The sequence below is a fragment of the Pseudomonas sp. LBUM1659 genome (assembly GCF_059716045.1).
Genome location: NZ_CP166797.1, coordinates 2531327 through 2557127, shown reverse-complemented (window position 1 = coordinate 2557127; position 25801 = coordinate 2531327). Strand labels below are relative to the sequence as shown.

Here is a 25801-nt window from a genome sequence, read left to right as displayed (position 1 = left end):
CCCGATCGTCGGCCAACTCTGTCCGATCGTCCGGAGGTTGGGCGCGGGGCCGCGACAGGCTCACAATCAACATCATCCGCACATCGGGAAACCGCCATGGACGCCCTGTCACAAACCTTGCGTGTCGTGCGCCTGGTCGGCGCGATTTTCATCAATGCCCGGTTCACCGCGCCCTGGTGCTACCAGTCGCCCAGCGCCGACACGGCGGCACCGTTTCTGGAACCTGGGGCCGAACGTGTGGTGATCTTTCACTTGATCACCGAGGGTGAGTGTTACGTCGAACTCGGTGATGACCCTCCCTTGTTGTTGACGGCCGGCGATGTGGTGGTTTTCCCGCAAGGCCACGCCCATCGCATGTGTTCTAAACCGGGCCTGCCGCCCGCCACCGGTGCACGGCTGGACGTGGTGCTGGCGCGGCGGCCACGGCAGTTGAGTTATGGCGGTGGCGGCGCGGTCACGCGGTTGGTGTGCGGTTATCTGGCGTGCGATACGCGGTTGGCCGGCATGTTGTTGACAGGGCTGCCGGCGGTGGTCCGGGTCAACGTGCGCGGTTCGAATGCCGGCATGTGGCTCGAATCTTCGGTGCGTTATGCCCTGGCCGAAGCCCGATCGCCAAGGCCCGGTGGTGAAGGTGTGCTGGCTAAACTGGCCGAAGTGTTGTTCATCGAAGTGCTGCGCCTGTACATGAACGAACAGGGCGAAGGGCGTACCGGGTGGCTGGCCGGTGTCGGTGACCGGATTGTCGGCGGCGCGTTGAACGCCCTGCACAAAAAGCCCTGTCACGCCTGGACGCTGGATGAGCTGGCGCGCACAGCCGGCACCTCAAGATCGGTGTTGGCGGAACGCTTTCAGCAATTGGTCGGGAGTTCGCCGATGCAGTATCTGACGCAATGGCGGATGTTGCTGGCGGCCAACCTGTTACGCAGCAGTAACAGTTCATTGATGCGCATTGCCGAAGAAGTGGGTTACCAGACCGATACAGCGTTCAGCCGGGCCTTTCGTCGCGAGTTCGGTGCGCCCCCGGCCGCGTGGCGGCGCAGTCAGGCGAACAAACCAATGACCCAAGGCGCGTAGCCTGTGGGCCATTGATCTGATCGGTTATGCAGCCGGGGCTTTCGCCTCTTCCAACAGTTGCTGGATCACCTTCTCCTGAGTGTCGTAGCTGCCTTCACCAAAGTGGGTGTAACGCACCTGCCCCTTGGCGTCGATCAGGTAATGCGCGGGCCAGTACTGATTGTCGAAGTTGCGCCAGATCGCGTAGTTGTTGTCGATGGCCACCGGGTAGGTGATGCCGAGCTTTTTCACCTGATCCTTGACGTTGTCGATGATGCGCTCAAAACCGTACTCAGGGGTGTGCACGCCGATCACCACCAGGCCGTCCTTTTCGTATTTCTTCGCCCAGTCCTTCACATAGGGCAGCGTGTGCTGGCAGTTGATGCAGTCGAAGGTCCAGAAATCCACCAGCACCACTTTGCCTTTCAGCGATTCGTTGGTCAGGGCTGGCGAGTTGAGCCATTCGACGGCGCCGTTCAGTGACGGCATGGCGCCTTGGGCGTTGTCCATCGTATCGGCCTTCACTTTGCTGACGAAGTAATCGACTACTTTCGGCACGGTTTCCAGCACCCCTTTCTCGAGGCTGCTGACGCCTTCGGAGGAAGTGCCGGCCAGCAGGGCTTTGTCGGCTCCGGTGGAAATCACCGCCGCCGCAGCCAGCACCGCAACACCGGTACCTCGACGCAGCCACCCGGTGACCGGGATCGACGCTTTCAAACGGTTGACCAGACCGCGCCCGGCGAAAATCAAGGTGCCCAGCGACAACGCGCTGCCCAGGCCGTACGCCAGCAGCAACAGGCTGGTTTGCGCATTGGCGCCTTGCAGCATGGCCCCCGTCAGGATCACACCAAGGATCGGCCCGGCGCAGGGTGCCCACAGCAGGCCGGTGGCAACACCGATCATCACCGAACTCAACGGACCGGACAGGTTGCGGTTGTCGGGGTCAAGGCGATTGCCAAGCGCCACGAACGGACGGGCCATCAAGTCACCGACCCGGGCAGAGATCAGCGACACGGCAAACAGCCCCATCACGATCAGGGCGACCTGGCGGCCGGTGTTGTTGGCTTGCACCACCCACTCACTGCTGACCACGGCCAGGCTGGAGATCAGGGCAAAGGTCAGGACCATGCCACCGAGGGTGAGCAGGATGGAGGAACGGGTACGTTTGACCCCGGCGAACAGGAACGGTACGACCGGCAGGATGCAAGGGCTGAGGACGGTCAATATGCCGCCCAGGAAAGCGATGAGGAACATGGGATCACCTTTGAAATGATGGAGGGCGACACGCCACACAAACCCCTTGTAGGAGCGAGCCTGCTCGCGATGGCGATCTGGCAGCTACATAGATGTTGAATGTGCTGCCGTCATCGCGAGCAGGCTCGCTCCCACAGGTGGGCGGTGGTGTTTTTCAGGCCGTCTGGTTATCCAGTTGCTGCCCCTGTGGAGTCCGGCTACCGCCATTCTCTGCAACCATCCGCCCCTGCGGCGTACGGCTATAACCATCCTGTGCCAGAAACGCATTCGCGTCCTTGTGCGCCACCGGCGTCAGCTGGAAGCAAGTGTTGCTGCCACAACTACTCTGTTCAACAGCAGCATTGGCATGGGCGGCGGAGCCGGCGATGGTGAAGGCAATGGCGGTCAAATAGCGGCTTACGTTGTTCATGATGTGCTTCCTGTTTCAAAGGGGGTGAGCAATGGGCGATCGAGGTACTCAGTTGTCCGAGTTGCAGCCATCAGCCACTTTGCGGTAGTCCACGACCTGGGTTTTGTTCTGCGAATCCAGGTAGGTCAGTTGCGCATCCACCACCCCGCAGATCGGCGTCGCGTCCTGTTTCAGCGACACGACTTTCTTGATGTCCAAATGAGTGCCGTAGGTGTAGGTTTTCGGTGTAACGTCTGCTTCGGCACGGGCCGACAAGGTGCAGATGTTCAGTGCGGCAAACAGGCAAGCGGCGTAGATGGCTTTAGTGTTCATGGCGGGTTCCTCAAGGCTTCAATGGGTCAGTGGTCGATTGAGCCGAGGCGGTCTGGTTGGCCTCGATGGAACCTATTAGAAGCCAGCGAGGTATCTGGTCTGTGTCGAAAACAGACGCGTATAAATCGGTACGTATCAAAGCCGGGCCCCGATACACAGCGATACAAAACCCCTGAAAAACCCTGTTTTTGCGTCTGCGTGTATCCGCCGCCAAGCCAGATACACTGCAATACAAAGGGTGGCGGTCGAGCGGACCCTGGCTCTATAGACTGCGCGATACCCCCCATTGATAGAGGCCAGTCCCATGGAACATGTCGATCACATTCTCATCGTGGACGATGACCGCGAGATCCGGGAACTGGTAGGCAACTACCTCAAGAAGAACGGCCTGCGCACCACGGTCGTCGCCGACGGCCGGCAGATGCGCGCCTTCCTTGAAACCACGCCGGTGGACCTGATCGTGCTAGACATCATGATGCCCGGCGACGACGGCCTGATGCTCTGCCGTGAACTGCGCGCCGGCAAACACAAGGCCACCCCGGTGCTCATGCTCACCGCGCGCAACGATGAAACCGACCGCATCATCGGCCTGGAAATGGGCGCCGACGATTACCTGGTCAAACCGTTCGCCGCCCGCGAACTGCTCGCCCGAATCAACGCCGTATTGCGCCGCACGCGGATGTTGCCGCCCAACCTGGTGGTGACCGAGAGCGGTCGCCTGTTGGAGTTCGGTCGCTGGCGCCTCGACACCTCGGCCCGGCACCTGCTGGACGACGACGGCACCATGGTCGCGCTGAGCGGCGCCGAATACCGGCTGCTGCGGGTCTTTCTCGATCATCCGCAGCGGGTGCTCAATCGCGATCAACTGCTGAACCTGACGCAGGGCCGCGACGCCGACCTCTTCGACCGCTCCATCGACTTGTTGGTCAGCCGCTTGCGCCAGCGTCTGCTCGACGACGCCCGCGAACCGGCTTACATCAAAACCGTGCGCAGTGAGGGCTATGTGTTTTCACTGCCGGTGGAAGTACTCGGGGCGCCTTCATGAACCTCAACCTTCGCTGGCCCCGCACCCTCGCCTCGCGGCTGTCGCTGATCTTTCTGATCGGCTTGATTCTGGCGCAGGCGCTGTCCTTCGGCGCGCAGTATTACGAGCGTTACGAGACCGCTAAAACCACCATGCTTGGCAACCTGGAGACCGACGTCTCGACCTCCATCGCCATCCTCGACCGCTTGCCGGCCACGGAACGAGCGAGCTGGTTGCAACAACTGGATCGGCGCAATTACCGCTATCTGCTGGATGAAGGCTCGCCGGGCGAGGCCATGCGCGACACGCCGATTGCAGTGACCTCGATCAAGGACGCCATCGGCAAGGATTACCCGATGACCGTGACCGACATTCCCGGCCCGAGCAAACACTTCCAGGTCCATCTGAAACTGACCGATGGCAGCCCGGTCACCATCGACGTACGTCCGTCGATGGTGCCGTTGTCGCCGTGGCTGCCCTTCGTCCTGCTCGGCCAATTGGCGTTGATGATCGCCTGCACCTGGCTCGCCGTGCGAATCGCCATCCGCCCGCTGACGCGGCTCTCCCAGGCCGTGGAAACGCTCGACCCCAATGCCCACGCCGTGCACCTGGACGAAAAAGGTCCGACCGAAGTTGCCCACGCCGCCAAGGCGTTCAATTCAATGCAGGCGCGCATCGCCGCCTACCTCAAGGAGCGCATGCAACTGCTGGCGGCGATCTCCCACGACCTGCAAACCCCGATCACCCGCATGAAACTGCGCGCCGAATTCATGGACGACTCCACCGAGAAAGACAAACTGTGGAACGACCTCGGCGAGATGGAGCATCTGGTGCGCGAAGGTGTGGCGTACGCGCGCAGCATTCACGGTTCCACCGAAGAAAGTCGCCGAACCGACCTGGACTCATTCCTCGACAGCCTGGTGTTCGACTATCAGGACATGGGCAAAGACGTGCAACTGAGTGGCAAAAGTGGCGCGGTGATCGACACCCGGCCGCATGCGTTGCGGCGGGTATTGGTGAACCTTACGGACAATGCGTTGAAGTTCGCGGGTGCGGCCGAACTGAAGGTAGAAACCAGAAACGGCCGCCTATCGGTGAAAGTCATGGACCGCGGGCCGGGCATTGCCGAGGAAGAACTGGCCCACGTGATGGAACCGTTTTACCGGGTGGAGAATTCGCGTAACCGTAGCACCGGCGGGACCGGCCTGGGCCTGGCAATTGCCCAGCAACTGGCGCAGGCCATCGGCGGGTCGTTGACGTTAAGTAATCGTGAGGGTGGTGGTTTATGTGCAGAGCTTGGATTACCGACTCAACCGAGCTGATCTCATCGTTACGCTTAAAAGACATCAAGCCTGTCCGTGGTCGTCTTGCGCGATATCTGGTGCCTGGTCTTTCACCCATTGAAAGAACAACTGATAGCTGACGGCAAGAAGAACAGGACCGATAAACAACCCAATAATGCCGCCGCTGATCATGCCGCCCAAAGCGCCGACCAGCACCACAGGCATCGGTACATCGACGCCACGCCCCAGCAACATCGGCTCTAGCACGTTGTCGACCAAACCCGCGATAAACACATAGATGGCAAATACGACGGACACCGTACTCGCACCCTCACTCGCAAAAACGTAGATGATCACGGGAACGGTCACCAAGGTGGCGGGTAACTGCATGATACCCAGCAGCAACAGCACAAGGGGTAACAAGCCGGCGCCGGGGACCCCATCACCACGAAACCGGCACCCACCCGCAGCATCTGAATGAAGGCTATACCGATCACACCCACTGCAACTGCGCGAATGGTGGTGGTGCACAGCGAGGTGATTTTTGGCCCTTTTACGGAACCACAGATACGCGACACAATTTGCACCGCACTGCGGTCACCGCTTTGACCGAAGGCCATAAAGATGCCGGCGATCATCAAGGCGACGATGAACATGAGAAACCCCATCCCGGCGCCTGCCAACTGGCTTAAAAGGGAAAGGACGAAGTTCTTGATCTCGGGCAAGTATTTTTGGATCAAGTCAGGCAAGTCCGTGACAGCCTCCATCCATACGTTATGCAGCAGTTTGCCCACCAATGGCCAGTGGGCAATCATTTCGGGCGGTAAAGGAATCTGGAAGCTACCTGTTTTGACCAGCGTCATGGCCCCCTCAACCGAATCAACAAGCGACTGTCCCAGCAGAGAGACAGTCGCTATCAGGACGCCTAGGGCAATAACTACGATTAGAGCCGCTGTGAAACCATTGCTTCGACCCAGCTTGTGTTGAAGCCTGCGTTGCAGTGGATAAAGCGTGATCGCCAGGATGCTGGCGAATATTTATGCTTTGGTACGGACAATGATGGAAATCAAAAACTATGAAATTAGAGTTTGATATGGCTTTGCCGACGACGCCGGTAAACGCTGATTGAAACAAACAGCAGGACGAAAGCCATCACCATGACGTATTCAACCGAAACTCCTTCTACAGGTTCGTAATCAGAAAACACCTGCGAACGAATCAACTCCTCCAAGTGTAAAAACGGATTCAGTAGCAATATCGGCAACAAGGCGTGCGGAAGATAAACCGCGGGAACCAGCACACCTGAAATGAAATACAGCGGAAAGAACATCGTTCGGACACACACGTTGATTCCGGGGCTCGCATGGGTAAGCGACGCCAGCACTACACCCAACCCGAAGGAAAACAACAACCCAAGAATGATAATCAATAGCCATTCGACAGGCGCCTTGATGGACACGTCAAAACCATATCCAGCAAAAACCAGCACCAGAATGATGTACACGACGATGGCGAAAAACGTTTCGACTAGCGTTCGAGCTATCAGGATATTCAGCGGATTGATCTGCCTATTGGCAAACGATGCCCGATTGGCGCAGGTGCTTCCCATCACACGCAGGACGATATTTCGAAAGAGCAAGAACGGCACCAACCCTGCCAATACAAAGATGGAAAAATCGATGTCTACAACTGTTTGTCCACCGCTCTGTGCAAATAAATAAGTGAACAACAATAAATGACAAACCGGTTCAAGCAGAATCCAGATACCTCTCATACCTCGCTCATTGACGCGCGCACGCACTTCATGCAACACGAGCGCCGCAATCACTGTTTTTTTATTTTTTAGGAGTGATCGATGTTTCAAGGGTGTCTTTACTCCCACGAGGCGTAGACCGACTATCAAGCAGTACGCTGCGAAACGAACAATCTGTAACTGTTAATTCACGATGATTCATAGTCCGAAATCATCTTCAAGCCTGGATTACTCGACACACCCTGCCGCATGACGATGATACTTATGCCCCTGTGCCAAGGCCTGTACGGAGTCCCATAACGTCGCCTGATGGGTCAGGCCTTGCAGCCTGATGGCGATGACGATGACGAGGAAGGCGTTAGCCAACACAAAAAGCAGATCGGCGCCGATCGTCCGCGCCAAATGTTGTTGCAGACTGAGCCGACTGCCTCGATCCAGTACCGCCGCACAACGAACACACCGTGCGACATGATTCCTGGCCAGCGGCGCCGGCTTGCATACGCCATCGCATTGCTCACAAATAATCCAGAGAGTATAGGCAGACACAGACTCGCCCAAGGCAACTCGAAGCGCAGCATCTTGCCTGCCAACCTGAATTTACAAAGTCAAAATTTCTCAATAATTGTGATTTTCAGCCCACCTGATAGTGATGACTACGATGAGTGCCAGGGTCATGCGTCCTTTCACGGACTCGACTCCGCTCGCGTGACGGACTGGATCCTGACGTGCAATCATACTGATAGGAAGCGTCGTTCACGACCTGCCAATTTTTTCAAATAAATCAACTATATACACATCACAGCCAAACACCTTCAACTGCAAGAAATCACGGATGCATCATGGATACCCTGACGAGTACTACCACGCAAAGTGGTCCATTCTTTAGCTACACCATCAGATGCTCACAACGAGGACGATCAGCAATTTTTTTTCCTCAACGCCAGCAGATTTCCTTGATCGAAGGAACCTCAAAATATCAGGTTGAATTAGGGTTTTCCCCCAGTCGATTGCTGGAGCTGATGGTAAAAAACGCTGATGTTGTTGTCACTCGCAACGAAATACTTGAGTACGCATGGCCAGAGCGTGTCGTCACACAAAGTAGCCTTAATCAAGCAATTTCACGATTACGAGAGCTACTCGGGGATGAACAAAACAAAGAGATCATCCAGACCATTCCTCGCCGCGGTTATGTCTTCAGCTCAAGCTTTCTTACTGCTGCAGTAGAGCTTCCAGAGACAGGCGACGACTGTGGCGACACACCGACTGTTATTGAAAATAACACCCACCTGCATTCCAAATGGGATGGCTTGCCTGAACACTGGCAGAGGCCTGTCAGGTTGTTTTTAGTGGCAACTACTGCATTGATGCTAAGCACCCTGCTTTGGCGTGTTGATTGGGATCTGCTGCTACAACCTAATCTCGTCATCGACACGCAACAAGAAAACAATCAACAACTGGTTTATACGGCTCCCGACCTTGCCTCTTTAGAATCACTCCAGAATGACCTATCAAAAGTACGCGAGCGTCTTGTAATTTTTTCAAGTCGCCCTGGAACTTTCGTATTCAACCGCACACAAGACTACTATGACATCACCTGCATCCATCAAGGTGTAACAAAATTCATAACCGTTCACCGCACCCAACTGGCGACCGTAAACGATCAACAATTGCGGGAGTGCCTGCAATGATAAGACTTAACAGCGTGCTGTGTGGCTTGATAGTCACCTTCGGAGTTGCCCATGCAGGGTATTCATTTCTAGGACGGGCACACCCAACCAGTGGCGCCTATTTTTCTACCGGACTGTTTCTGATGAGTGATGGCAGCAGCACCCCTGTCAGCATTCGAATGCAACTAAAAAGCAATAGCCTTTATGAGTACATCCAGGTAGGTGCCTGGTATCAGGATTTTTTCAGGGACGTAGACGCTCATATAGCGGGAAATTTCAAGCTGACAAACATCTCTTCAAACTCTTCAAAAGTAACAGCACCCCCAAGCTACAGCGACGAAGACATTGTATTTAATAATGCCTACAGCAGTAAGCCCGGAACCCTCCTGACGCTCTATACGCTCCCTCATGAAAAAGACACATTATGTTTTTACATTAAGGAGCTAAATAAAGTTAGATGTTTCGGCCAGAATCGTCCCCGCGAGCTTCACCCGTGAAGCGATGACTTCCAGCCAGGCTTCTACAACCTCTGCGAATGGATCTCGTGAAGAATGGGTTACTCCCGCAGATAAAAATCTAGAGCCTGCTGTAGTTCAGAGAGTGAAGAGCCGAAGATGCGAGCTTTTTTTAGGAAAAATTCGTGAATTGACGTGAATTGACATCTATTGACTTCGCGTTTGGAGGCACCTGCTTGATAGTTCCTACCGGACCTATCAAGCAGATGCTCAAGCAGGTGTTGAGTGCGCGTGTTCGGCCTTGAAGAGAGGATGCCCTCCACCCTTACCTCCTTCAGATATTAGCGACTGCATCATTTATTGGATGCTATTTTTACCTTGCGTATCTTTAAGGCAAAAACATGACTTCCACAGACATACAAGAACCCCGCCTTTCTAAAAAATCGCCTCAGAGCGTTGATACTGCAAATACACGCACGATTCCACACCCTCCTGACTGCCATGTCATTCGCTGCGCAAAACCAGAACATTATGTTCACTTCGAACCTACCTGTCAGTTACTAACGTTTTTCTTTGGAGAACAGCTGACTTCCAAAGTGGAGCTTAGTTATTCCGCTTCCCGTTTGCTGGAATTGTTAATTACAAGGGCCAATACTATTGTCGCCCGAGAAGATATTCTGGCCTATGCCTGGCCTGGGCGCGTTGTTACTCAAAGCAGCCTGAATCAAGCCATTTCCAGCATAAGAGAGCATCTGAGTGATGAAGTGGCCAAAGAAATCATACAAACCATGCCTCGTCGTGGGTATCAACTCAACTCTCGCTTTCTGATTTCTCCCGAAGAGTGGCCTGCATTCCAGCACGACATAAATCTGGCACCGACTATTGCTGCCTCCCCCTCAGGCGAGCGTCCCGCCCTCATACAATGTATTGTCAAGAGTCGTCGTATATTTCTTTTATTACTTATTGCATTCTTGTTCGCGACCCTCATTTGGCGTTTCAATCCTACTCTGCTTGTGCAGACTGGACTGGCCGTTAGCACTGAACACATAGGCAATCAAAGCCTTCTGTATACGGCTCCCGACAAAGAAAAACTTACAACTCTACACACTGAAATCAGCCCCTTGCGGGATAGGTTACTGGCAATTTCCGGCGCGCCCGTCACATTATTATTTAACCGCATGTACAATTATTTTGATGTCATTTGCATTAATCAAGACGGCAGTGTTTCTACCATCCTTATGCACCAATCCCAAATAACAACAATCAATGACCATCAACTATTGGCCTGTGTAAAATGATCCGCTCAGATTTATCGCTCTTCATAGTGGCACTGCTGCTGATGCTCGCTCACCTTATGTATTTCATCCTTGAGCGTCATCACCTCTACGGACCTTATTTCTCCCAAGGCATCGTCTTGTTCGAAAACGGGGAATCGATACCCCAAAACGCGCGTTTACAATTTCAGAAAAATACTGTTTACGATTTTCAACAAATCGACAGCACATCCCACATTACGCCGCTTGGGATCAAAAGCACATTTCAGGGTAGCTTCTTTTTAACCACCCGATCTGAAAACCAGAGCCTGAACAGGGCATCTAAAAAATATGCCAACAGTCAGTTGGCCTATAACCAAGCTTATTACGCGAAGGAAAACATGCCGCTCACGATGTATAGGCTACCCACCCGAGCCGACAATTTCTGCGCCTATATAGTCGAACTTCAAAAACTGCGTTGTTTTGGATTGGCACACTAGAACCCTCACCCCCTGACTCTCCAGCAACTTGACTCCGGACTGATACAAGGCGGCGACCTGGGCATACCAGCTGTCACGCCTCTTCGATTAACAACCCGGCGCACAGAGCATTTTTCACAACTATTGATGCCGTGATGTGAGCCGTTCAGTGGTAACAAAAGGATGGGACTCGCTTTCTGAAACGTAGTCCAGTGCACTCAAGAGCCTAATAAATTGCACCAAGCAGGAGCTTCTAATGAAAGACAAATTGTTACCGAACGGAATACTTTTACGGTGTGCATTTTCAGTAACGCTGCTGAGCACCTTACTGACGTCTCAACAAGCGGCCGCTCACGGTTACATCACCGACCCTCCAGAACGCGCCTATTCCTGCATTCCGTCACTCAGCTTGAATACCAATTGCGGGGCAGCACAATACGAGCCTCACAGTGTCGGTGAAGGCCCCAAAGGTTTTCCAGGCTCGGGCCCTGTCGATGGAAAGATCCCCAGCGCCGGTAACCCGGCATTCTCTGAAATGGACATTCAAACAGCCAGTCGCTGGCATTTGAACGAAATCGACGATCGTACCATCCAGTTTTCCTGGTATTACACAGCCGCCCACAGAACGACCCGCTGGGAATACTTCATCACCCGAACCGGCTGGAATCCAAACGAACCACTCAAGCGTTCGGCTTTTGATGCCACTCCGTTTTGCACCGTGCAAGGCAATGGCCTCCCGCCGATTGACGGTGCGGTAGGCGGCTCAGGCCCAGGCAGGGAAAAACATACCTGCGTGGTTCCTGCCGACCGAAGCGGACACCATGTCATTTTGGGTCTATGGACAGTTGAAGACACGGCCATGGCCTTCCACAAGGCAGTGGATGTAAACATCATCGCGGATGGCGGCCCAGGTGGACCTGCCGATGGCTGGAACAGTGTGGGCAACATCACGCCCAACCAACCCCTGCAAGTCGGCGATCAAGTCAAGGCTCGAGCCTTCATCGGCGGTACCGAAAGCCCTGAATACAGCGTGGGCATCGGTATCGAAACAGCTGAAGAAGGCGTTGCACAGAACTGGTCATTCAAACTGGCTGAAAAGGTCAATGCGACCCAGACACTGATCCGTGCCGGCGTGCGTGATAGTGAAGGCAATATCGCGCCTGTCAAAGGCACCAACACCTTGTACGCCAAAGCCGAAAGTGGTGTCACCAGCTACCAGATGCAAACGGTTCTGGTGGGCGACCCGGACGCCTATCTGCACTTTCATAACATCGCGACTGAGTACGAACTAGACAAAGGCAAGGCCAATGTCGACTTCACCGCGATGACCAACCGCGAACTCAACGTTGAAGCCACTGTATTGGATGCCAATAACAAGCAAGTGGGTAAAGCGAACCAACGGGTCAACGCTACGACAGCATCGTTCAGTGTTCCGGTAACCAGCTCGCCAGGAACACATCAGGTATTGCTGGTGGGCCGCAGCGACGATGGCCGGGTCAATCTTCAGGACGTCAAACGCATTGAAATGACCGGCGAAGCGGGTAGTGGCGATTATGATTTCGAGTTCCCGAACGAACTCGCCAGCTACAAAGCAGGCACCAGGGTGCTGCAGCCAAAAGACGGCAAAGTCTATGAGTGCAAACCGTTCCCTTATGAGGGCTGGTGCAAGCTCTATAACCCGAATGCCAACCAGTTTGAGCCGGGGATAGGCTCCAACTGGACGGATGCCTGGATCGCCCGGTAACTCCATCCAAAGTGAGGCCGCACAGCCTTTGCGGGCTGTCGGCTTCACAACGGCTTTTGAAAAACCGGCATGCCGCGTCAATCGGGTGTCGGTTTGAGCCGACGCTCCTGCAGCGGTCATCAACCGCGCCCGGATATTCCATCGCATTTTTTCTGAGTTGAATGGCGCTTGAGCTTTTCATTTACGGCAATCCCGGGTTTGCTCCCAAGACTTTTCAGAACGGCATTGCTGGTTCTGCCGTTGAGCTATGCAAGCGTATTGCTTTGGCAAGAGCGGGCCTGGCGCAACACCTTGCCCAAGGTGGAAAACCTGCCTCCCCCCCCTGCCCCGGCACGCGATGAGCGTCAGGCGTTCAATCCCCGTGCAATTGCGGCCGTGCTTGGCCTGGCGGGACAGGACACCCCGGCCCGCAGTACCGAAGCATTGGTGCTGAGGGCCAGCTTTGTCTCAAGTGCCGGAGACTCGCGCGCGTTGCTCGCGGGTGCCGAAGGTCAGCGTACCTACCAGGTGGGAGACACCTTGCCGGGCGGCAGCGTATTGCGCCGCGTCGAAGTGGCGCAGGCGGTTCTGTGGCGGGACGGTCGTGAAGAGGTGTTGCCCCTGGAAACAACAGGCAAGCCGACGTTGCGATTGCTTGAACGTGACGTACACAACGCAGTTGTCGAGCCTTCTTCCCACCATCTTCAACCGACCACACACCGAGGCCAAAGTGACTGACTGCATGAATACAGGCTGGCGGTTTTCACCGCGACGCTGGCTACAATCCCTGATTCTGGCGCCCTTGATGTTTCAAGGCGTTGTTCTGGCCCAAGTCCCTCAATGGCAGTTGTCCATGAAGGATGCGGAACTGCGCGACGTCGTCCAGGAAATGTCCTCGATTCTCGGTGCCACGGTGATTCTCGACCCCCGTGTCCAGGGACGTATTACCGTGCTTTCCCGCCAACCGCTGGACCGTGAAGGCGTTCGTCGCCTGTTTTACTCAGTGCTCGAAGCCAACGGCTTTGCCACTGTCGATCAGGGCGATCGTTTGCTGATTATTCCGGCAGCAGAAGCCAAGGCCCGGGCCGGCACCGGGCAAGCCGCCGGCTCGGCCGAGTTCGTGACCGAGGTCATGACGCTGAACTCAAGTGTTGCCGCGGATCTGGCCGGGTTGATTCGACCTTTGGTTACGGCCCATGGCTACATCGGCCCTTCCGCATCGGCCAATGCGCTGATCGTCACCGACAGCGCGGAGAACGTTCGGCGCATCGCACAGATCGTGCGACAACTGGACTCGGGCGCCAAGAATGCCCACGCAGTGGTCGAACTGCGTCACGGTCTGGCCGCCGAAATCGCCAAGGTGATGGAGCAATCCCTCGGCAAGCAAAACCTGGAGTCGGGTAGCCAGGTGATTGCCGATTCACGCAGCAATCGCCTGCTAATCCTGGGGACTCAGGTCGCACGTCAACGCCTGATTGATATGGCACGTTCGCTAGATACACCGGCCAATGCCCAGGCCGATAATGCCAAGGTGATCCGTCTTCGCTTCAGTGACGCCAAGCAACTGGCAGAAATGCTCGACTCCATGGGCCAAGGCATGAAGCCCCCCATGGGATCCGGTAGCAACAAAGAGCTGACTTCCTCCATGCCCGTCGTGGTCAAAGCCGCGGAGAGTCAGAATGCCTTGGTGGTGATTGCCGAGCCGACTCAGGTCCGGACGATTGAGAATATCGTGCGCCAACTCGACCAACCTCGCGCCCAGGTGTTGATCCACGCGGCGATCGTCGAGGTATCCGGCGACATCAATGAAGCCCTCGGCGTGCAATGGCGCGTGGATGGCGGCGATGTAAAAGGTGGCATTACCTTCCCGGCGGCGGGCAGCACCCTTGGCGGGTTACTCATGTCTGATGGGGGGGTGAGATTGCCGGACGGTGCCGCCTTGAAAATCGGCAGCGACAGCTTCAGTGTGCTGGTCACGGCGCTGGCCAGCAATGCGCGCAACAACCTGCTGTCGACGCCCAGTCTGTTGACGCTGGACAATCAGCAAGCAGAAATCCTGGTCGGGCAGAACGTCCCTTTCAAGACGGGCTCCTACACGACGTCAGGCAGCGGTTCGGACAATCCCTTCACGACAGTGGAGCGCAAGGATGTCGGCATCAGCCTGAAGATCAAGCCACACATCAACGAAGGCTCGACCCTGAGGCTGGAAGTCGAGCAGGAAAACTCTGAAATAGCCCCCTCCTCCAGCGGCTTGACTGACGGCGATCTGATCACCAATAAGCGGGCATTGAAAAGCACCATTCTGGCTGACGATGGCGAGATCATCGTGATCGGCGGGCTGATCAGGGACAGCGTGAGGACGGTGGAAAGCAGTGTCCCTTACCTGGGGCGCATTCCGCTGATCGGCGGGCTGTTCCGCTCAACTAAAGACACCCACGAAAAGACAAATCTGATGGTGTTCCTGCGGCCAACCATCGTGCGTAGCCGGGAGAATCTGGCCGAAATCACCAAAGACCGTTACAACGACTTGCGTGATCTCAGCAAGCCGGGGGTGCGGCAGAGCAACTCCCTATTGCTGCCCAAGGACCCCCACCAGTTGTTTCAGGGAGCAGATGACAATCAATTGATTGATCTGCGCAAAGACAAGGTGCGCTCCCAATGAGCCAAGAGACAGTGCCGGATCTGCAACTTCCCTTTGGATTTGCCCGTCGATTCGGTGTGCTGATCGAAGGGAAGTCCGTAGAGGCGCGCGTACTGTTTCGCGATGACACTCCGCTAACCGCACTGGCTGAAGTCAGGCGCCTGAGTGATCGGGACCTGCCGTTGCAACGCATCGACGCTCAGACGTTCGCAGTGCGCCTGGCCGCTTGTTATCGAGAGGGACACAGTGCAGCCGAAGAGGTTGCCCAAGGCCTGCACGATGAACTGGATCTGGTCAGCTTGGCCGATCAAGTGCCCCAGGCGGCAGACTTGTTGGAGCAGGAAGGGGATGCACCGATTATCCGTCTGATCAACGCGCTGCTGAGTGAGGCGGTGCGTGAGAAGGCTTCGGATGTACACCTGGAGACCTTTGAGCAGTATCTGTCCGTGCGAATGCGGATCGATGGTCAGCTGCGCGAAGTGTTGCGGCCCAAGCGCGAACTGGCGAATCTGCTGGTGTCGCGGATCAAGGTCATGGCCCGCCTGGACATCGCCGAAAAGCGTATCCCGCAGGATGGCCGCATTGCCTTGCGCCTGGCGGGACACGAAGTGGATGTCCGGGTCTCGACGCTGCCATCGGCGCATGGCGAACGTGTGGTATTGAGGCTGTTGGACAAGCAGGCCGGGCACCTGGATTTGGCACGATTGGGGATGCGTGCGGAAACACTGACACGCTTGCAACAAATGCTCGGCAAACCCCATGGAATTTTCCTGGTCACCGGCCCTACCGGTTCCGGCAAGACCACCAGCCTGTATGCAGCGCTGACCCATCTGAATGATCAAACGCGCAACATCCTCACCGTTGAAGATCCCATTGAATATCACCTGCCAGGCATTGGGCAGACACCGGTCAACACAAAGGTGGATATGACCTTTGCGCGTAGTTTGCGGGCGATGTTACGTCAGGATCCGGACGTGGTGATGGTGGGCGAAATCCGCGACACGGAGACCGCCGAGATCGCAGTGCAAGCATCCCTGACCGGGCACCTGGTGCTGTCGACGTTGCACACCAACAGCGCTGTTGGTGCAGTGACCCGTCTATTGGACATGGGGATCGACGCCTACCTGCTGGCTTCCTCTCTGGTGGGAGTGCTGGCTCAGCGCTTGCTGCGCAGCCTGTGCAGTGAATGCAAAACACCGTATGTGGCCGATTCGGCCCAGAGCTTGCGTCTTGGGCTGACAGCCGACTGCGCACCTCAATTGTTTCGGGCTCGGGGATGCAGCCAGTGCCAACAGGGGTATCGCGGGCGTATTGGAATCTATGAATTGATCACTGCGAACCCGGTGTTCGCGTCTTTGATCCATCGTGGAGCCAGTGAATCAGAGCTTGTACAAGAAGCGCGGAACACCTCCCTCAGTCTGTTTCAGGATGGCCAGCGGCGGGTGCTCGATGGCACCACCAGCCTCGATGAATTGCTGCGGGTAACTCAGGAGGACTGACCATGCCGGCATTCGAATATCAGGCAAAAAACAATAACGGCCGCACGATCCGAGGCAGCCAGGAGGCCGACAGCCTACGACATGCCAGGCAATTACTGCGCGAGCAGGGCTTGTTGCCGACACGCGTTCAGGCTGCCAAACGCACAGCGGGGGCTGGCGGTCGATTCACCCGTAATACTCGTTTGAGTGCCAGCGAACTGGCACTGGTGACGCGACAGTTGTCAACGCTGATTCAAGCATCGCTACCACTGGAAGAAGCCTTGCAAGCAGTGGCCTCCCAGAATGAACAACGTCGAATCAACAGCCTGTTGTTGTCGGTGCGTAGCCGCGTTCTGGAAGGGTATGCACTGGCGTCGGCCCTGGCAGGCTTTCCACGGGCATTCCCTGATCTGTACCGCGCCACGGTCGCGGCCGGCGAACGCTCCGGACATCTGGATCAGGTACTGGAGCAACTGGCCGACTATACCGAGGCGACCCAGCTATCGCGTCAGCGCATTCAGCTGGCGCTGGTCTATCCGCTGATTCTGATGTTCGCCTCGCTGATCATCGTCGGTTTCCTGCTGGCTTTTGTGGTGCCGGATGTCGTGAAGGTTTTTGTCGACAGCGGTCAGCCTTTACCTTTGCTGACCCAAGGACTGATCGCCCTGAGTGATGGATTGCGCATTTATGGTGTGTGGCTGCTGTTGTTGATGTTTGCGTTGTTGGCCGCCGCCCGTGCGGCTCTGCGACAGCCCTCCGTGCGGCTGCGCTGGCATGACCTCTTGCTCAAGATCCCGTTGTTGGGCGGGGTATTGCGGGCCACTGAAACAGCGCGGTTTGCCAGCACCCTGGCGATTCTCGGCAAGAGCGCCGTGCCGCTGGTGGATGCACTGGAAATCGCCGCGGCAGTCATTTCGAACCAGATCATCCGAGCCCGCATGAGCGATGTCGCCCGTTCAGTTCGAGAGGGCGGCACCCTGACCAGGGGCCTGGAACGCGGTGGGGATATCCCACCGCTGATGCTCCACATGATTGCCAGCGGCGAACGGGCCGGAGAGCTGGACAGCATGCTGGCCCGTGCCGCCGAGCAACAAGAAAAAAACCTGGCGGCGCGAATAGCGCTGGCCGTAAGCCTGTTCGAACCCTTCATGCTGGTGGTCATGGGCGGCGTCGTGCTGCTCATTGTCCTCGCCATCCTGATGCCAATTCTTAGCCTTAATCAACTGGTGAACTGATCATGACACCTGCCCTGCACAAAACACCCCGCGCACAGCGCGGTTTTACGCTGATCGAAATCATGGTGGTCGTCGTGATTATTGGCATCCTGGGGGCCATCGTTGTGCCCCAATTCATGAGTCGCCCCGACCAGGCCAAGGTAACGGCGGCCAGCACTGACATCCAGGCTATCGCAACGGCCCTCGAAATGTACCGCCTCGACAACAACAACTACCCCTCGACACAGCAGGGGCTTGAGGCGTTGGCCAAACGCCCCGTGGGTATGCCGGCAGCAAAAAACTGGAGCCCACAAGGCTACCTGAAAAAACTGCCCGTTGACCCTTGGGGCACGCCTTATCAATACCTCAATCCCGGCGTCAAAGCGGGCGGCTACGATCTTTACTCCTTCGGTTCCGACGGCGTTGACGGTGGTGAGGGCCATGCTGCGGAAATCGGCAATTGGGAGAACTGAAGGTGAAACGGGAATGCCAGGGGTTCACCTTGATTGAAATGCTGACGGTCATCGTGGTCATCAGCGTAGTGGCTGGCATGGTTCACGTGGTGGCCAGTAAGAACCCGGGTCGAGAGGCACTACAGCAGGCGCATCATTTCCTCCAGTTACTGCAAACAACACGCGAAAGCGCTGTACTCGAAGGACGAGAGTACGGACTGCGCCTGGAACGCGAAAACTACCAATTAATGCGTTTAGAGCAGTCAGTCTGGCGCCTGCTCGGGCCAATCCACCAGCTCCCTGCAGGACTGTCCATGTCACTTGAACAAGAGGGTCAGCCTCTTGTTCTGAGTGAACATCCAGGTCACCCGCAGATCCTCTTGCTCAGCAGCGACGAGTTCAGCCCGTTTACCCTGCGCTTATCAACCCTAACCCAACCATGGTTGAGTATTTCCGGTGATGGTCTTGGCGAGCCGCTCATTAATGAAAACTGAACGGGGTTTCACTTTGTTGGAGGTGATGATCGCGCTCGCCATCTTCGCTACCCTGGCAGCGGCGGCCTTGTCAGCCAGCCAGTACGCCTTGAAGCAAAACAGAGGGTTGGAAGAGCGTCTGTTTGCGGCGTGGTTGGCAGATAACCAGTTGAATGAAGCTAGCCTGCAACGTCACCCGACGCTGGGGCGACAGCAGTTCGTTGTCGAGTTTGCACAACAAGACTGGGTCATCCAACAATTCACTCGTCCTGCGCACGACCCACGCCTGCTTGAGGTTGAAGTCAATGTACGCCGCGCCGAAAGCGATGACATCGTGAACCGGAGCCAGCGCTGGTTGCAGGCCCGCCATGAATAAACAGGCCGGCTTCACCCTGCTGGAGCTGATGATCGCCATGGCCGTTTTTGTCTTGCTGGGGCTGGCGTGCTGGCGCCTGTTCGATAGCGTAGCGAGCACCGAACGTAGCAGCGTTGCTCATCAACAGGCCTTGCGCAGTCTGATGCGCGCCGTTGCGGTGATTGAGCGCGATGCTCTTCACGTCGTGGAACGCCGACCGGGCCGGACCTTCCTGCTGGATCAGGGATTATTGAATTTTCAACGAGGGAACTGGCGAAACCCGCTTGATCAGTTACGCAGTGAATTGCAGGAAGTCAGCTACATCGTCGAGCACGGCGTGCTCTGGCGTCATAGTCGTTCTGCGGAACATACGGTTTTACAGCGTCAGAAGTTGCTTGAAGGGGTAAGCGATGTGCGATGGCGTTTGCTCGATGAAAAAGCAGGCTGGCGCCTCGACTGGCCGCGCGATGCAAACCAATCTCCGGTCGCTCCGATAGCGTTGGAACTGGTGTTTGCCCATCCTCGATTCGGCGAGATTCGACGGGTCTTCGCATTGCCTCAGGTGGTGCGATGAAGGGCCGTCAGGAAGGGGTAGCACTCATTACCGTTTTACTGGTGATGAGTCTGGCGTTGTTGCTGGTGAGCAGTCTGTTGCGCAGTCATCGTCTTGCGGTACAAAGCAGCGCCCAGCTACTTCATCGATTGCAGCTGCAGCAGTCAGGGTTGAGCGCAGAGACATTGGCGCTTCAGTTTTTACAGAATGCTCAGTGGCGCGATTCAAAAAGCGTGAACCTGGGACAGGAATGGGCCCGGCCGGGGACCACCTTCGAACTCGACGGTGCCACCGCGCGCATCAACATCGAAGATCTGGCCGGTCGGTTCAACTTCAATCAATTGCTTAAACCCGGACAGGTTGACCAGATCACCCTCGGTCGTTGGGCGCAGCTCCTTCAGGTGTTGAACCTGAACGCGCCGGACCTGACCCTGCTGCGACCACCCTACAACGCCGGGTTATTGTCCGATATCTCCGAGCTGCGCATGGTTCCCGGCATTGATGCCCAATGGCTGTCGCGCATCCGACCCTGGATCGCCCTACTCCCCGCAGACGCCACGTTGAACGTCAATACCGCGTCCACAACACTGCTTTCCACCCTTGAAGGCATGACACCCGCCGTCGCCCGGGCACTGGTAGCACAGCGTCCACTTGCGGGATTTCCCAGCGTCCAGGCGTTTACTCAGGCCCCGGTCATTGAGGGTTTTGGCGTAGCCAGCCATGGGCTAGGGCTGACCAGTCGCTGGTTTCGCGTCACAGTGCAGATTGAGATTGGGCAGCGCCGCCTGCGGCTGATCAGCGACTTCGAACGGAATCGGCACAATGGCCGGCTTCAACTGCTGCAACGGCGTTTCGTTCCTGCGTACGAGAAGGAAATCAGCCCATGAAAACCTGGCTCTACCTCACCGCCGAAGGCCTGAATCAGCCCTCACACGACTGGACTTGTTGCTTGTGGCAGGACAGCCAGGAGCCTCAGACCCTGTCGCTGGCGCAAGCGGTCCCCGCATTAAGGGGGACCCATGTCGAGTTGATTCTGCCAATGGAATCGTGCAGTTGGTGGCTAAGCGAAAAATGGCCCTCGCGCAGGCGTCCCTCTGCCCAGGCGTTGGCCTATACCATCGAGGACCACTTGGCCCAAGAGCTGGACACCTTACATATCGCGGCGGGAACCGCGGATGGGCAACAACGCTATCCGATGCTGGCGATCGACCGGCAACGGCTTGAATCGATAGTGGCACTGTTGACAGGCGCGGGGATTGAGCCCTCGAACATTTATGTCGATGCCGACCTGCTTCCCGGTGATCAGGCATGTGGTGCGTGGTGGTTCGGACGCTGGATAGTGGGGGGCACACTGGAGGCACGTCTGGCACTCGATGATGAAGCAAGGCAAACACTGAATGGGACATTACCAGCGCAGATAAATTGGCTGGATGAGCCGTCACACCTGCCCCGTGTATTGAGTGCCAATGCTGCGCGGGCGATCAATCTGCGTCAGGGTCCGTTCAGTCTGGCACAGCGTCGTTGGCCGGTGCGTTCCGTGCTCGCCGCGCTGATTGCAACCGTTCTTATAGCGTGGGCATTTACCCTGACCCGCAGTCATTTTCTTGAGCAAGAGAGTGCAAGGCTCTATGCCCACAGCGTTCAGCGTTTCAAGTCGATGTATCCCGAGCAGACTCGCATCGTCGACCTCGCAGCCCAACTCAAAGCACAACTGGCCAAAGATGGCGTGAGCCGGACCACCCAGCTTGCCCGTCTGCGCGGACTTGCAGAGCAAGTCATCGGAGGTAGCAGCGTTGAGGTGCAACGCATCGAGTATCGGATGGGCGAAGGCTGGAAAATCCAGCTGACCGCGAACACTTTCGCCGAGCTTGAACAGCTGCGTGTGCGCAGCAACCAGAGCCAGCTGCCTATCAAGCTCGGCAATACCAGCAAAGACCAGAACCGCGTGCGCGCTGTATTGACCCTCGAGGAAGGCACCTGATGATCAGCGTCCTGAAAATCCCCCCAATCCTTCGGGAAAAATGGCAGCAGTTGCCCGAGCGTGACCGTCGGATGCTGTCGGTGTTGGCCGTATTTTTGCTCGGCGTGTTGCTGTTCAACGGTCTTTGGCAGCCAGCGCAACAGCGATTGGCCGTGGCTGAGCGTCTCTATCAGCAGCGCCTGGAGCTGGCGAGGGAGATGCAACGCGCATTGCCGGGAAGCTCGCGCGAATTAACACTCACTCCGCTTTCTACGCGACTGAACGATAGCGCAATGGCAGCCGGTCTGGACTTGCAGCAACTGGAGGTCGACGAAAAAATCTTGCGTATCACCCTGCGAGGCGAAGCGCCGAGGTTGTTGCTTTGGTTGGAGAACACTGAACGAGAAGGCGCTCTGTTTCAGTCGCTAAGTCTTGAAAAGAATAATGAGTTGCTGGAAGCCCGGCTGGTACTGAACGGGGTTTAGCGGCCGGGGTCCCAACAGGTCGATCGCAATGTACAACAGTCACACTAATCGGTTCAGGAACACACAATGAGAAAAATCCCGGCAACTTTGATGTTCGTCATATTATCCATCTTGCATTTCCACAATGTAGTTCAAGCGAACGAGTTATCAAGCAAAGCCGCAGGCTGCGTAATCAGTTCAAAAGACCGAATTTTGTTGGTACAAGGCGGCCCAGGCAATAAATGGTCTCTACCCGGCGGCTATGCAGAAGCACGCGAAACACCAGAGCAAACGGCACAACGAGAAACATTCGAAGAAACGGGATTGACGGTCAGCATTATTAAATCGATTGATACAGGAGAGCAGCAGGTCCGGCTTTTTATATGCGAGTCTGAACATGTACTCCAAATTTCTTCAAATAGAGTCAACCTACTCAATGCCCCTCACCTCGGGCGAGAAACAATCCAGGCTGGTTTTTTCGACGCGATGGAAATTGCAGCACTAAAACTGAGATTTCCTGATCAGGTTCACAGACTATTTGAATTCAGAGAGGTCTGGCAGGACAGCGCGACGGAGGAAGTCGCCTACTTTTCTAATCGATTGCCCTATATCCAGGACCTTGAGCTTGTCTGGATGAATAAACTGGCGAATGCCACGTCCGAGTGGGGGGTATTTTTTCGAGCCGGAAACTTTCTGGGCGAAACATGGTTCTACGTTTTGTGTCTACCGCTCATCGCCTGCTTGCTGGGATGGCGCTACCTGCACCGGATGCTGTTAGGTCTAATGCTGGTGACACTTATAGCGCAAGTTCTCAAATCAATGGCGGCGATGCCAAGACCCTTCAACTATTTACCACGACTCAGCCTGGACGGCGCTTCCGGATTTGGGATGCCCAGCGGACATGCATTCAGTGCGATGTTTTTTTTCGGCGCACTAGCCTTATGGTCGCGATCACGAATTCCGTTGAGATATGGAGCGTCTATCGCATTGATGTTGGCGTTATGGACGGCCATGGCAAGAATCTGGCTGGGGGTCCATTTTGCTTCAGATGTGTTGGTGGGGCTTAGTCTCGGCGTTGCGCTTTTGTATATTGAACGACTGCAGAATAAACATGAAAGTTCGACCGGGGTTCAAATAGCCACTCAACCTTACACATGGTTTGGCCTTGGCACCCTAAGCCTGGTATTGGGCGTTATATGCAAGCAGGATAGCCTTTTGCTCCCTTTCGCTGTTGCTATCGGCTATGGAGTGGCGGGTCGTCACTCGACCACAGGAAAGGCTACTGCAATAACTTCCCTTTGGATGTTAATGGGTATGGCAGGGCTAGTCTTGATTAAGGGTTATCTGACCAATCAGTTAACTGTCTACTGGCAGATAGCGGTGAAGGATGCCCTCATTTACATCGTGTTGGGGTACTGGCTGCGGGCCGGAGCTTATCGAACCTTTCAAGGACTGTTTAGTTCACCATTGCCAGATCGCCCCAAACCCCAAGAGTAAGAGTCGATTTGGCCAAACCACAGCTTTTCGCATGTCCATTGAGCATCGAATACCCTGAATTCCGAGGGTGAAAGCGAAGTGAGCTGAAGACTGCCCTAAACAGCCTTCAGCCTTGAAAAAACTTTACTGAGCATCAGTGACGCTGCAGGGTGTCGGGAACGATCATGCCCCCAAAAAAAATTCACCATGCATCTGCCGCAACAACGCCTCGCCGTTCTCCATAATTCCACCGATCCGCTCGCTCCCGCCCCGCCCGCAAGCCCTTCTTGCTGCGCACGTCTATCAAGCTCAGAAATTCCGCGATCCGCTGCAATGTGGTTTGGCAGCCATTACTCCGATCCAACCAGCGTGTGAATACCTTCAATATTCAGTTGTGCAGTTAACTCGCTGGATTGTGGCTTAGAAAGACAAGGTGGGTTGAAGCAATGGACTGGCGCGACGTGAATCACGCCTAACGAAATATCTACTCACATATCGCAATGAAAACATCAAAACATTACCTACCACATACTATCAATGCGTCTACGTTTCATAACCAGAACCAAATTCCGCACCCACCTCGACCGCCCCTCCCCCCGTCTTAGACAGCCTCTCTCCGCCACTTCGCGAGAACTATCTTTCGCAATAAAAAGTAACAAAAAATTACGACAAACTAACTAATCGCTCAGACAAAAAAACCGGTCCGCAATCAGACTCTCAATTGAAATTACTTACACCAAGACCATAATTTAGTACAACGCTTACGCAAAACGCGCACTCAATAATAAATAGCTGTCATTCACTCCGTGAAATACTGAAACACAAAGGAAACTAATCTCAGATCATTAATGAAATTCATCCCCCCCAAAAATAACAGGGCCTAAAATGAACAAAATTCATCTGTCCGGATTCAATTGTGGCAACAACAAACTTGTTGGCGCCAGTATTCATTACCTGTACACATGGATAAAAAAAAACGGCTTCCGAAAAACGATTGACGCCGGAGAGAAACTATCAGAAATCACCGAGCATTCAATATTCACAATTGAAAGCGGCGCATGGCGATTATTGATCGGCGGCCATAAAGTCATCAACATTATCGGACCTGGCGGAATCGTTGTGCTCGACCATCAACCGCCTAGTTACACCGGACCATCAGGCCGCTACGAAGTATTATCCCGTTCTACTTATTACGAACTCCCCATGGAGAACATTCATTTGGCTGCCGCCGATAGAAATCTGCTAAAAGGGATTTTTGATTTTATGACATGGAATACCAGCAACCTTTCAAGCAAATGGCTAAATCAGTGCTTGGGGGACAGCTACGCGGAAGTAAAATCAGCATTGGAGTGGATGAATGAGCTACCAAATTCCATTAGGGAAAAATTCACAGCCATATCATTTGTCACCGATACGACCGGGGTCTCCAGATCACACGCTCTGTCAATCATGAAAGCATTGAAACAAGGCGGTTATATTGAAATGGAAGGCGGGCATCTTATAAAAATCATGAAAACACTCCCCGATGGGTATTAACCCTTTCCTATAAACTGATGTGCCGCCCCACTTATTCAGTCTTGCGGCACACAGACAGTAACCAATTCCAAACTAGCAGCATGCGTTGAGCCACCACCGGCATAAACAGAGACTAGGCAGTGTACGAACTGGCTTAGGCTTACGATTTATGCTGCGCAAAGGAATCACAGACTGCATCCGGTAGTGGTAGCAATAGCACCGAAGGTATTCGGCATCGAAGCCCTTGTCTGCCAATAACCAGCGACGTGCTTGCCGGGCCGTACCCTCGACTGCTTGGGGCTTGACATGCAAGCATTTGAGCATCTGGTTAACAGTTCCTCGATTGCGCCAGTCACGAAAGCACTGATAAACCGCAGACCAAGGACCGAAACGCTCAGGTTTATTCGCCGCACAGCGCCCACAAAATGCCGTTGAGCATCAAGCAGGCGTCGCTTCCTGGGCGTCCCGCGTTCTCATCCTGGGTGAGGATATCTTCAATCATTTCCCTGGATACATCATTGATGTTCGTATCGCTTGGCCATCAAGGACTCCTGC

General features: G+C 55.2%; 26 protein-coding genes and 3 pseudogenes. 22 read left to right on the top strand and 7 right to left on the bottom strand.

The window, feature by feature from the left end:
• Positions 1-96: 96 nt before the first annotated feature.
• The gene (locus ACA048_RS11565; protein ID WP_497629220.1) at positions 97-1074 is read left to right on the top strand and encodes an AraC family transcriptional regulator; all 978 of its coding nucleotides are present in this window, start codon (positions 97-99) and stop codon (positions 1072-1074) included.
• 24 nt (positions 1075-1098) lie between these two features.
• Here the strand turns inward: ACA048_RS11565 and ACA048_RS11560 are convergent, their stop codons facing one another.
• The 3 genes from ACA048_RS11560 to ACA048_RS11550 form a co-directional block, all read right to left on the bottom strand.
• The gene (locus ACA048_RS11560) at positions 1099-2307 is read right to left on the bottom strand and encodes a cytochrome c biogenesis protein DipZ (RefSeq protein ID WP_497629219.1); all 1209 of its coding nucleotides are present in this window, start codon (positions 2305-2307) and stop codon (positions 1099-1101) included.
• 154 nt (positions 2308-2461) lie between these two features.
• On the bottom strand, positions 2462-2716 hold the full coding sequence (locus ACA048_RS11555) for a hypothetical protein (protein WP_497629218.1): 255 nt from the start codon (positions 2714-2716) through the stop codon (positions 2462-2464).
• Between the two features lie 48 nt (positions 2717-2764).
• The gene (locus ACA048_RS11550; RefSeq protein WP_477790222.1) at positions 2765-3028 is read right to left on the bottom strand and encodes a DUF2790 domain-containing protein; all 264 of its coding nucleotides are present in this window, start codon (positions 3026-3028) and stop codon (positions 2765-2767) included.
• Positions 3029-3332: 304 nt separating this feature from the next.
• Here ACA048_RS11550 and ACA048_RS11545 point away from each other — a divergent pair, with 304 nt between their 5' ends.
• The gene (locus tag ACA048_RS11545; RefSeq protein ID WP_497629217.1) at positions 3333-4073 is read left to right on the top strand and encodes a response regulator; all 741 of its coding nucleotides are present in this window, start codon (positions 3333-3335) and stop codon (positions 4071-4073) included.
• Complete coding sequence (locus ACA048_RS11540; RefSeq protein WP_497629216.1) at positions 4070-5374, top strand: ATP-binding protein; 1305 nt, start codon at positions 4070-4072, stop codon at positions 5372-5374. The genes ACA048_RS11545 and ACA048_RS11540 overlap by 4 nt, the downstream gene beginning before the upstream one ends.
• A 24-nt stretch (positions 5375-5398) precedes the next feature.
• On the opposite strand, the pseudogene ACA048_RS11535 reads toward ACA048_RS11540, so the two are convergent.
• Together ACA048_RS11535 and ACA048_RS11530 are read right to left on the bottom strand one after the other, a co-directional pair.
• Positions 5399-6372 (bottom strand): annotated as a pseudogene (locus tag ACA048_RS11535) (AI-2E family transporter); the annotation flags it as partial.
• Between the two features lie 44 nt (positions 6373-6416).
• Positions 6417-7199, bottom strand: a complete 783-nt coding sequence (locus ACA048_RS11530; RefSeq protein ID WP_497629215.1) for an ABC transporter permease — start codon at positions 7197-7199, stop codon at positions 6417-6419.
• 198 nt (positions 7200-7397) lie between these two features.
• Here ACA048_RS11530 and ACA048_RS11525 point away from each other — a divergent pair, with 198 nt between their 5' ends.
• The 19 genes from ACA048_RS11525 (at position 7398) to ACA048_RS11435 (ending at position 25267) form a co-directional block, all read left to right on the top strand.
• Entirely contained in the window at positions 7398-7868 is a 471-nt protein-coding gene (locus tag ACA048_RS11525; RefSeq protein WP_497629214.1) for a hypothetical protein, read from the top strand.
• A 59-nt stretch (positions 7869-7927) separates the two neighbouring features.
• Positions 7928-8776, top strand: coding sequence for a winged helix-turn-helix domain-containing protein (locus tag ACA048_RS11520; RefSeq protein WP_497629213.1), 849 nt, complete (start codon positions 7928-7930; stop codon positions 8774-8776).
• On the top strand, positions 8773-9252 hold the full coding sequence (locus tag ACA048_RS11515; protein WP_497629212.1) for a hypothetical protein: 480 nt from the start codon (positions 8773-8775) through the stop codon (positions 9250-9252). Before ACA048_RS11520 ends, ACA048_RS11515 begins: the two co-directional genes overlap by 4 nt.
• A gap of 359 nt (positions 9253-9611) precedes the next feature.
• Entirely contained in the window at positions 9612-10508 is an 897-nt protein-coding gene (locus ACA048_RS11510; protein ID WP_497629211.1) for a winged helix-turn-helix domain-containing protein, read from the top strand.
• Between the two features lie 26 nt (positions 10509-10534).
• A complete protein-coding gene (locus ACA048_RS11505) occupies positions 10535-10963 on the top strand; it encodes a hypothetical protein (RefSeq protein ID WP_497629210.1) in 429 nt (142 codons plus the stop codon).
• Between the two features lie 235 nt (positions 10964-11198).
• Entirely contained in the window at positions 11199-12686 is a 1488-nt protein-coding gene (gene gbpA, locus ACA048_RS11500; RefSeq protein WP_497629209.1) for an N-acetylglucosamine-binding protein GbpA, read from the top strand.
• A 240-nt stretch (positions 12687-12926) separates the two neighbouring features.
• Positions 12927-13403: a type II secretion system protein N gene (locus ACA048_RS11495; RefSeq protein ID WP_497629208.1), complete on the top strand. Its 477-nt coding sequence runs from the start codon at positions 12927-12929 to the stop codon at positions 13401-13403.
• Between the two features lie 4 nt (positions 13404-13407).
• Complete coding sequence (gene gspD, locus ACA048_RS11490; RefSeq protein ID WP_497629207.1) at positions 13408-15327, top strand: type II secretion system secretin GspD; 1920 nt, start codon at positions 13408-13410, stop codon at positions 15325-15327.
• Positions 15324-16805, top strand: coding sequence for a type II secretion system ATPase GspE (gspE, locus tag ACA048_RS11485; RefSeq protein ID WP_497629206.1), 1482 nt, complete (start codon positions 15324-15326; stop codon positions 16803-16805). Before gspD ends, gspE begins: the two co-directional genes overlap by 4 nt.
• 2 nt (positions 16806-16807) lie before the next feature.
• On the top strand, positions 16808-18019 hold the full coding sequence (gene gspF, locus ACA048_RS11480) for a type II secretion system inner membrane protein GspF (protein ID WP_497629205.1): 1212 nt from the start codon (positions 16808-16810) through the stop codon (positions 18017-18019).
• 2 nt (positions 18020-18021) lie between these two features.
• Positions 18022-18471 carry a type II secretion system major pseudopilin GspG gene (gene gspG / locus ACA048_RS11475; protein ID WP_497629204.1) on the top strand — a complete coding sequence of 150 codons (450 nt, stop codon included), beginning with the start codon at positions 18022-18024 and terminating at the stop codon, positions 18469-18471.
• Between the two features lie 2 nt (positions 18472-18473).
• Positions 18474-18944, top strand: a complete 471-nt coding sequence (gene gspH / locus ACA048_RS11470) for a type II secretion system minor pseudopilin GspH (RefSeq protein ID WP_497629846.1) — start codon at positions 18474-18476, stop codon at positions 18942-18944.
• A complete protein-coding gene (gene gspI, locus ACA048_RS11465; RefSeq protein WP_497629203.1) occupies positions 18934-19299 on the top strand; it encodes a type II secretion system minor pseudopilin GspI in 366 nt (121 codons plus the stop codon). The genes gspH and gspI overlap by 11 nt, the downstream gene beginning before the upstream one ends.
• Positions 19292-19852 (top strand): type II secretion system minor pseudopilin GspJ, encoded by a 561-nt coding sequence (gene gspJ / locus ACA048_RS11460; protein ID WP_497629202.1) that lies wholly within the window; start codon positions 19292-19294, stop codon positions 19850-19852. The genes gspI and gspJ overlap by 8 nt, the downstream gene beginning before the upstream one ends.
• Positions 19849-20718 (top strand): general secretion pathway protein GspK, encoded by an 870-nt coding sequence (locus ACA048_RS11455; RefSeq protein ID WP_497629201.1) that lies wholly within the window; start codon positions 19849-19851, stop codon positions 20716-20718. The genes gspJ and ACA048_RS11455 overlap by 4 nt, the downstream gene beginning before the upstream one ends.
• Entirely contained in the window at positions 20715-21812 is a 1098-nt protein-coding gene (gene gspL / locus ACA048_RS11450; RefSeq protein ID WP_497629200.1) for a type II secretion system protein GspL, read from the top strand. The genes ACA048_RS11455 and gspL overlap by 4 nt, the downstream gene beginning before the upstream one ends.
• A complete protein-coding gene (locus tag ACA048_RS11445; protein WP_497629199.1) occupies positions 21812-22276 on the top strand; it encodes a type II secretion system protein M in 465 nt (154 codons plus the stop codon). Before gspL ends, ACA048_RS11445 begins: the two co-directional genes overlap by 1 nt.
• Positions 22277-22342: 66 nt before the next feature.
• Positions 22343-23752, top strand: coding sequence for a bifunctional NUDIX hydrolase/phosphatase PAP2 family protein (locus tag ACA048_RS11440; RefSeq protein WP_497629198.1), 1410 nt, complete (start codon positions 22343-22345; stop codon positions 23750-23752).
• An 864-nt stretch (positions 23753-24616) separates the two neighbouring features.
• Positions 24617-25267 carry a helix-turn-helix domain-containing protein gene (locus tag ACA048_RS11435; protein WP_497629196.1) on the top strand — a complete coding sequence of 217 codons (651 nt, stop codon included), beginning with the start codon at positions 24617-24619 and terminating at the stop codon, positions 25265-25267.
• A gap of 129 nt (positions 25268-25396) precedes the next feature.
• Here ACA048_RS11435 and ACA048_RS11430 read toward each other — a convergent pair.
• Positions 25397-25516: pseudogene (locus ACA048_RS11430) on the bottom strand (IS5/IS1182 family transposase); the annotation flags it as partial.
• 45 nt (positions 25517-25561) lie between these two features.
• A pseudogene (locus ACA048_RS11425) lies at positions 25562-25715 on the bottom strand (transposase); the annotation flags it as partial.
• Between the last annotated feature and the right edge of the window lie 86 nt (positions 25716-25801).

Bases quoted from the DNA above. Each gene is read 5' to 3' on its own strand.
- ACA048_RS11565 (WP_497629220.1), top strand. From the start codon at position 97: ATGGACGCCCTGTCACAAACCTTGCGTGTCGTGCGCCTGGTCGGCGCG.
- ACA048_RS11560 (WP_497629219.1), bottom strand. From the start codon at position 2,307: ATGTTCCTCATCGCTTTCCTGGGCGGCATATTGACCGTCCTCAGCCCT.
- ACA048_RS11555 (WP_497629218.1), bottom strand. From the start codon at position 2,716: ATGAACAACGTAAGCCGCTATTTGACCGCCATTGCCTTCACCATCGCC.
- ACA048_RS11550 (WP_477790222.1), bottom strand. From the start codon at position 3,028: ATGAACACTAAAGCCATCTACGCCGCTTGCCTGTTTGCCGCACTGAAC.
- ACA048_RS11545 (WP_497629217.1), top strand. From the start codon at position 3,333: ATGGAACATGTCGATCACATTCTCATCGTGGACGATGACCGCGAGATC.
- ACA048_RS11540 (WP_497629216.1), top strand. From the start codon at position 4,070: ATGAACCTCAACCTTCGCTGGCCCCGCACCCTCGCCTCGCGGCTGTCG.
- ACA048_RS11525 (WP_497629214.1), top strand. From the start codon at position 7,398: ATGGGTCAGGCCTTGCAGCCTGATGGCGATGACGATGACGAGGAAGGC.
- ACA048_RS11520 (WP_497629213.1), top strand. From the start codon at position 7,928: ATGGATACCCTGACGAGTACTACCACGCAAAGTGGTCCATTCTTTAGC.
- ACA048_RS11515 (WP_497629212.1), top strand. From the start codon at position 8,773: ATGATAAGACTTAACAGCGTGCTGTGTGGCTTGATAGTCACCTTCGGA.
- ACA048_RS11510 (WP_497629211.1), top strand. From the start codon at position 9,612: ATGACTTCCACAGACATACAAGAACCCCGCCTTTCTAAAAAATCGCCT.
- gbpA (WP_497629209.1), top strand. From the start codon at position 11,199: ATGAAAGACAAATTGTTACCGAACGGAATACTTTTACGGTGTGCATTT.
- gspD (WP_497629207.1), top strand. From the start codon at position 13,408: ATGAATACAGGCTGGCGGTTTTCACCGCGACGCTGGCTACAATCCCTG.
- gspE (WP_497629206.1), top strand. From the start codon at position 15,324: ATGAGCCAAGAGACAGTGCCGGATCTGCAACTTCCCTTTGGATTTGCC.
- gspF (WP_497629205.1), top strand. From the start codon at position 16,808: ATGCCGGCATTCGAATATCAGGCAAAAAACAATAACGGCCGCACGATC.
- gspG (WP_497629204.1), top strand. From the start codon at position 18,022: ATGACACCTGCCCTGCACAAAACACCCCGCGCACAGCGCGGTTTTACG.
- gspI (WP_497629203.1), top strand. From the start codon at position 18,934: ATGAAAACTGAACGGGGTTTCACTTTGTTGGAGGTGATGATCGCGCTC.
- gspJ (WP_497629202.1), top strand. From the start codon at position 19,292: ATGAATAAACAGGCCGGCTTCACCCTGCTGGAGCTGATGATCGCCATG.
- ACA048_RS11455 (WP_497629201.1), top strand. From the start codon at position 19,849: ATGAAGGGCCGTCAGGAAGGGGTAGCACTCATTACCGTTTTACTGGTG.
- gspL (WP_497629200.1), top strand. From the start codon at position 20,715: ATGAAAACCTGGCTCTACCTCACCGCCGAAGGCCTGAATCAGCCCTCA.
- ACA048_RS11445 (WP_497629199.1), top strand. From the start codon at position 21,812: ATGATCAGCGTCCTGAAAATCCCCCCAATCCTTCGGGAAAAATGGCAG.
- ACA048_RS11440 (WP_497629198.1), top strand. From the start codon at position 22,343: ATGAGAAAAATCCCGGCAACTTTGATGTTCGTCATATTATCCATCTTG.
- ACA048_RS11435 (WP_497629196.1), top strand. From the start codon at position 24,617: ATGAACAAAATTCATCTGTCCGGATTCAATTGTGGCAACAACAAACTT.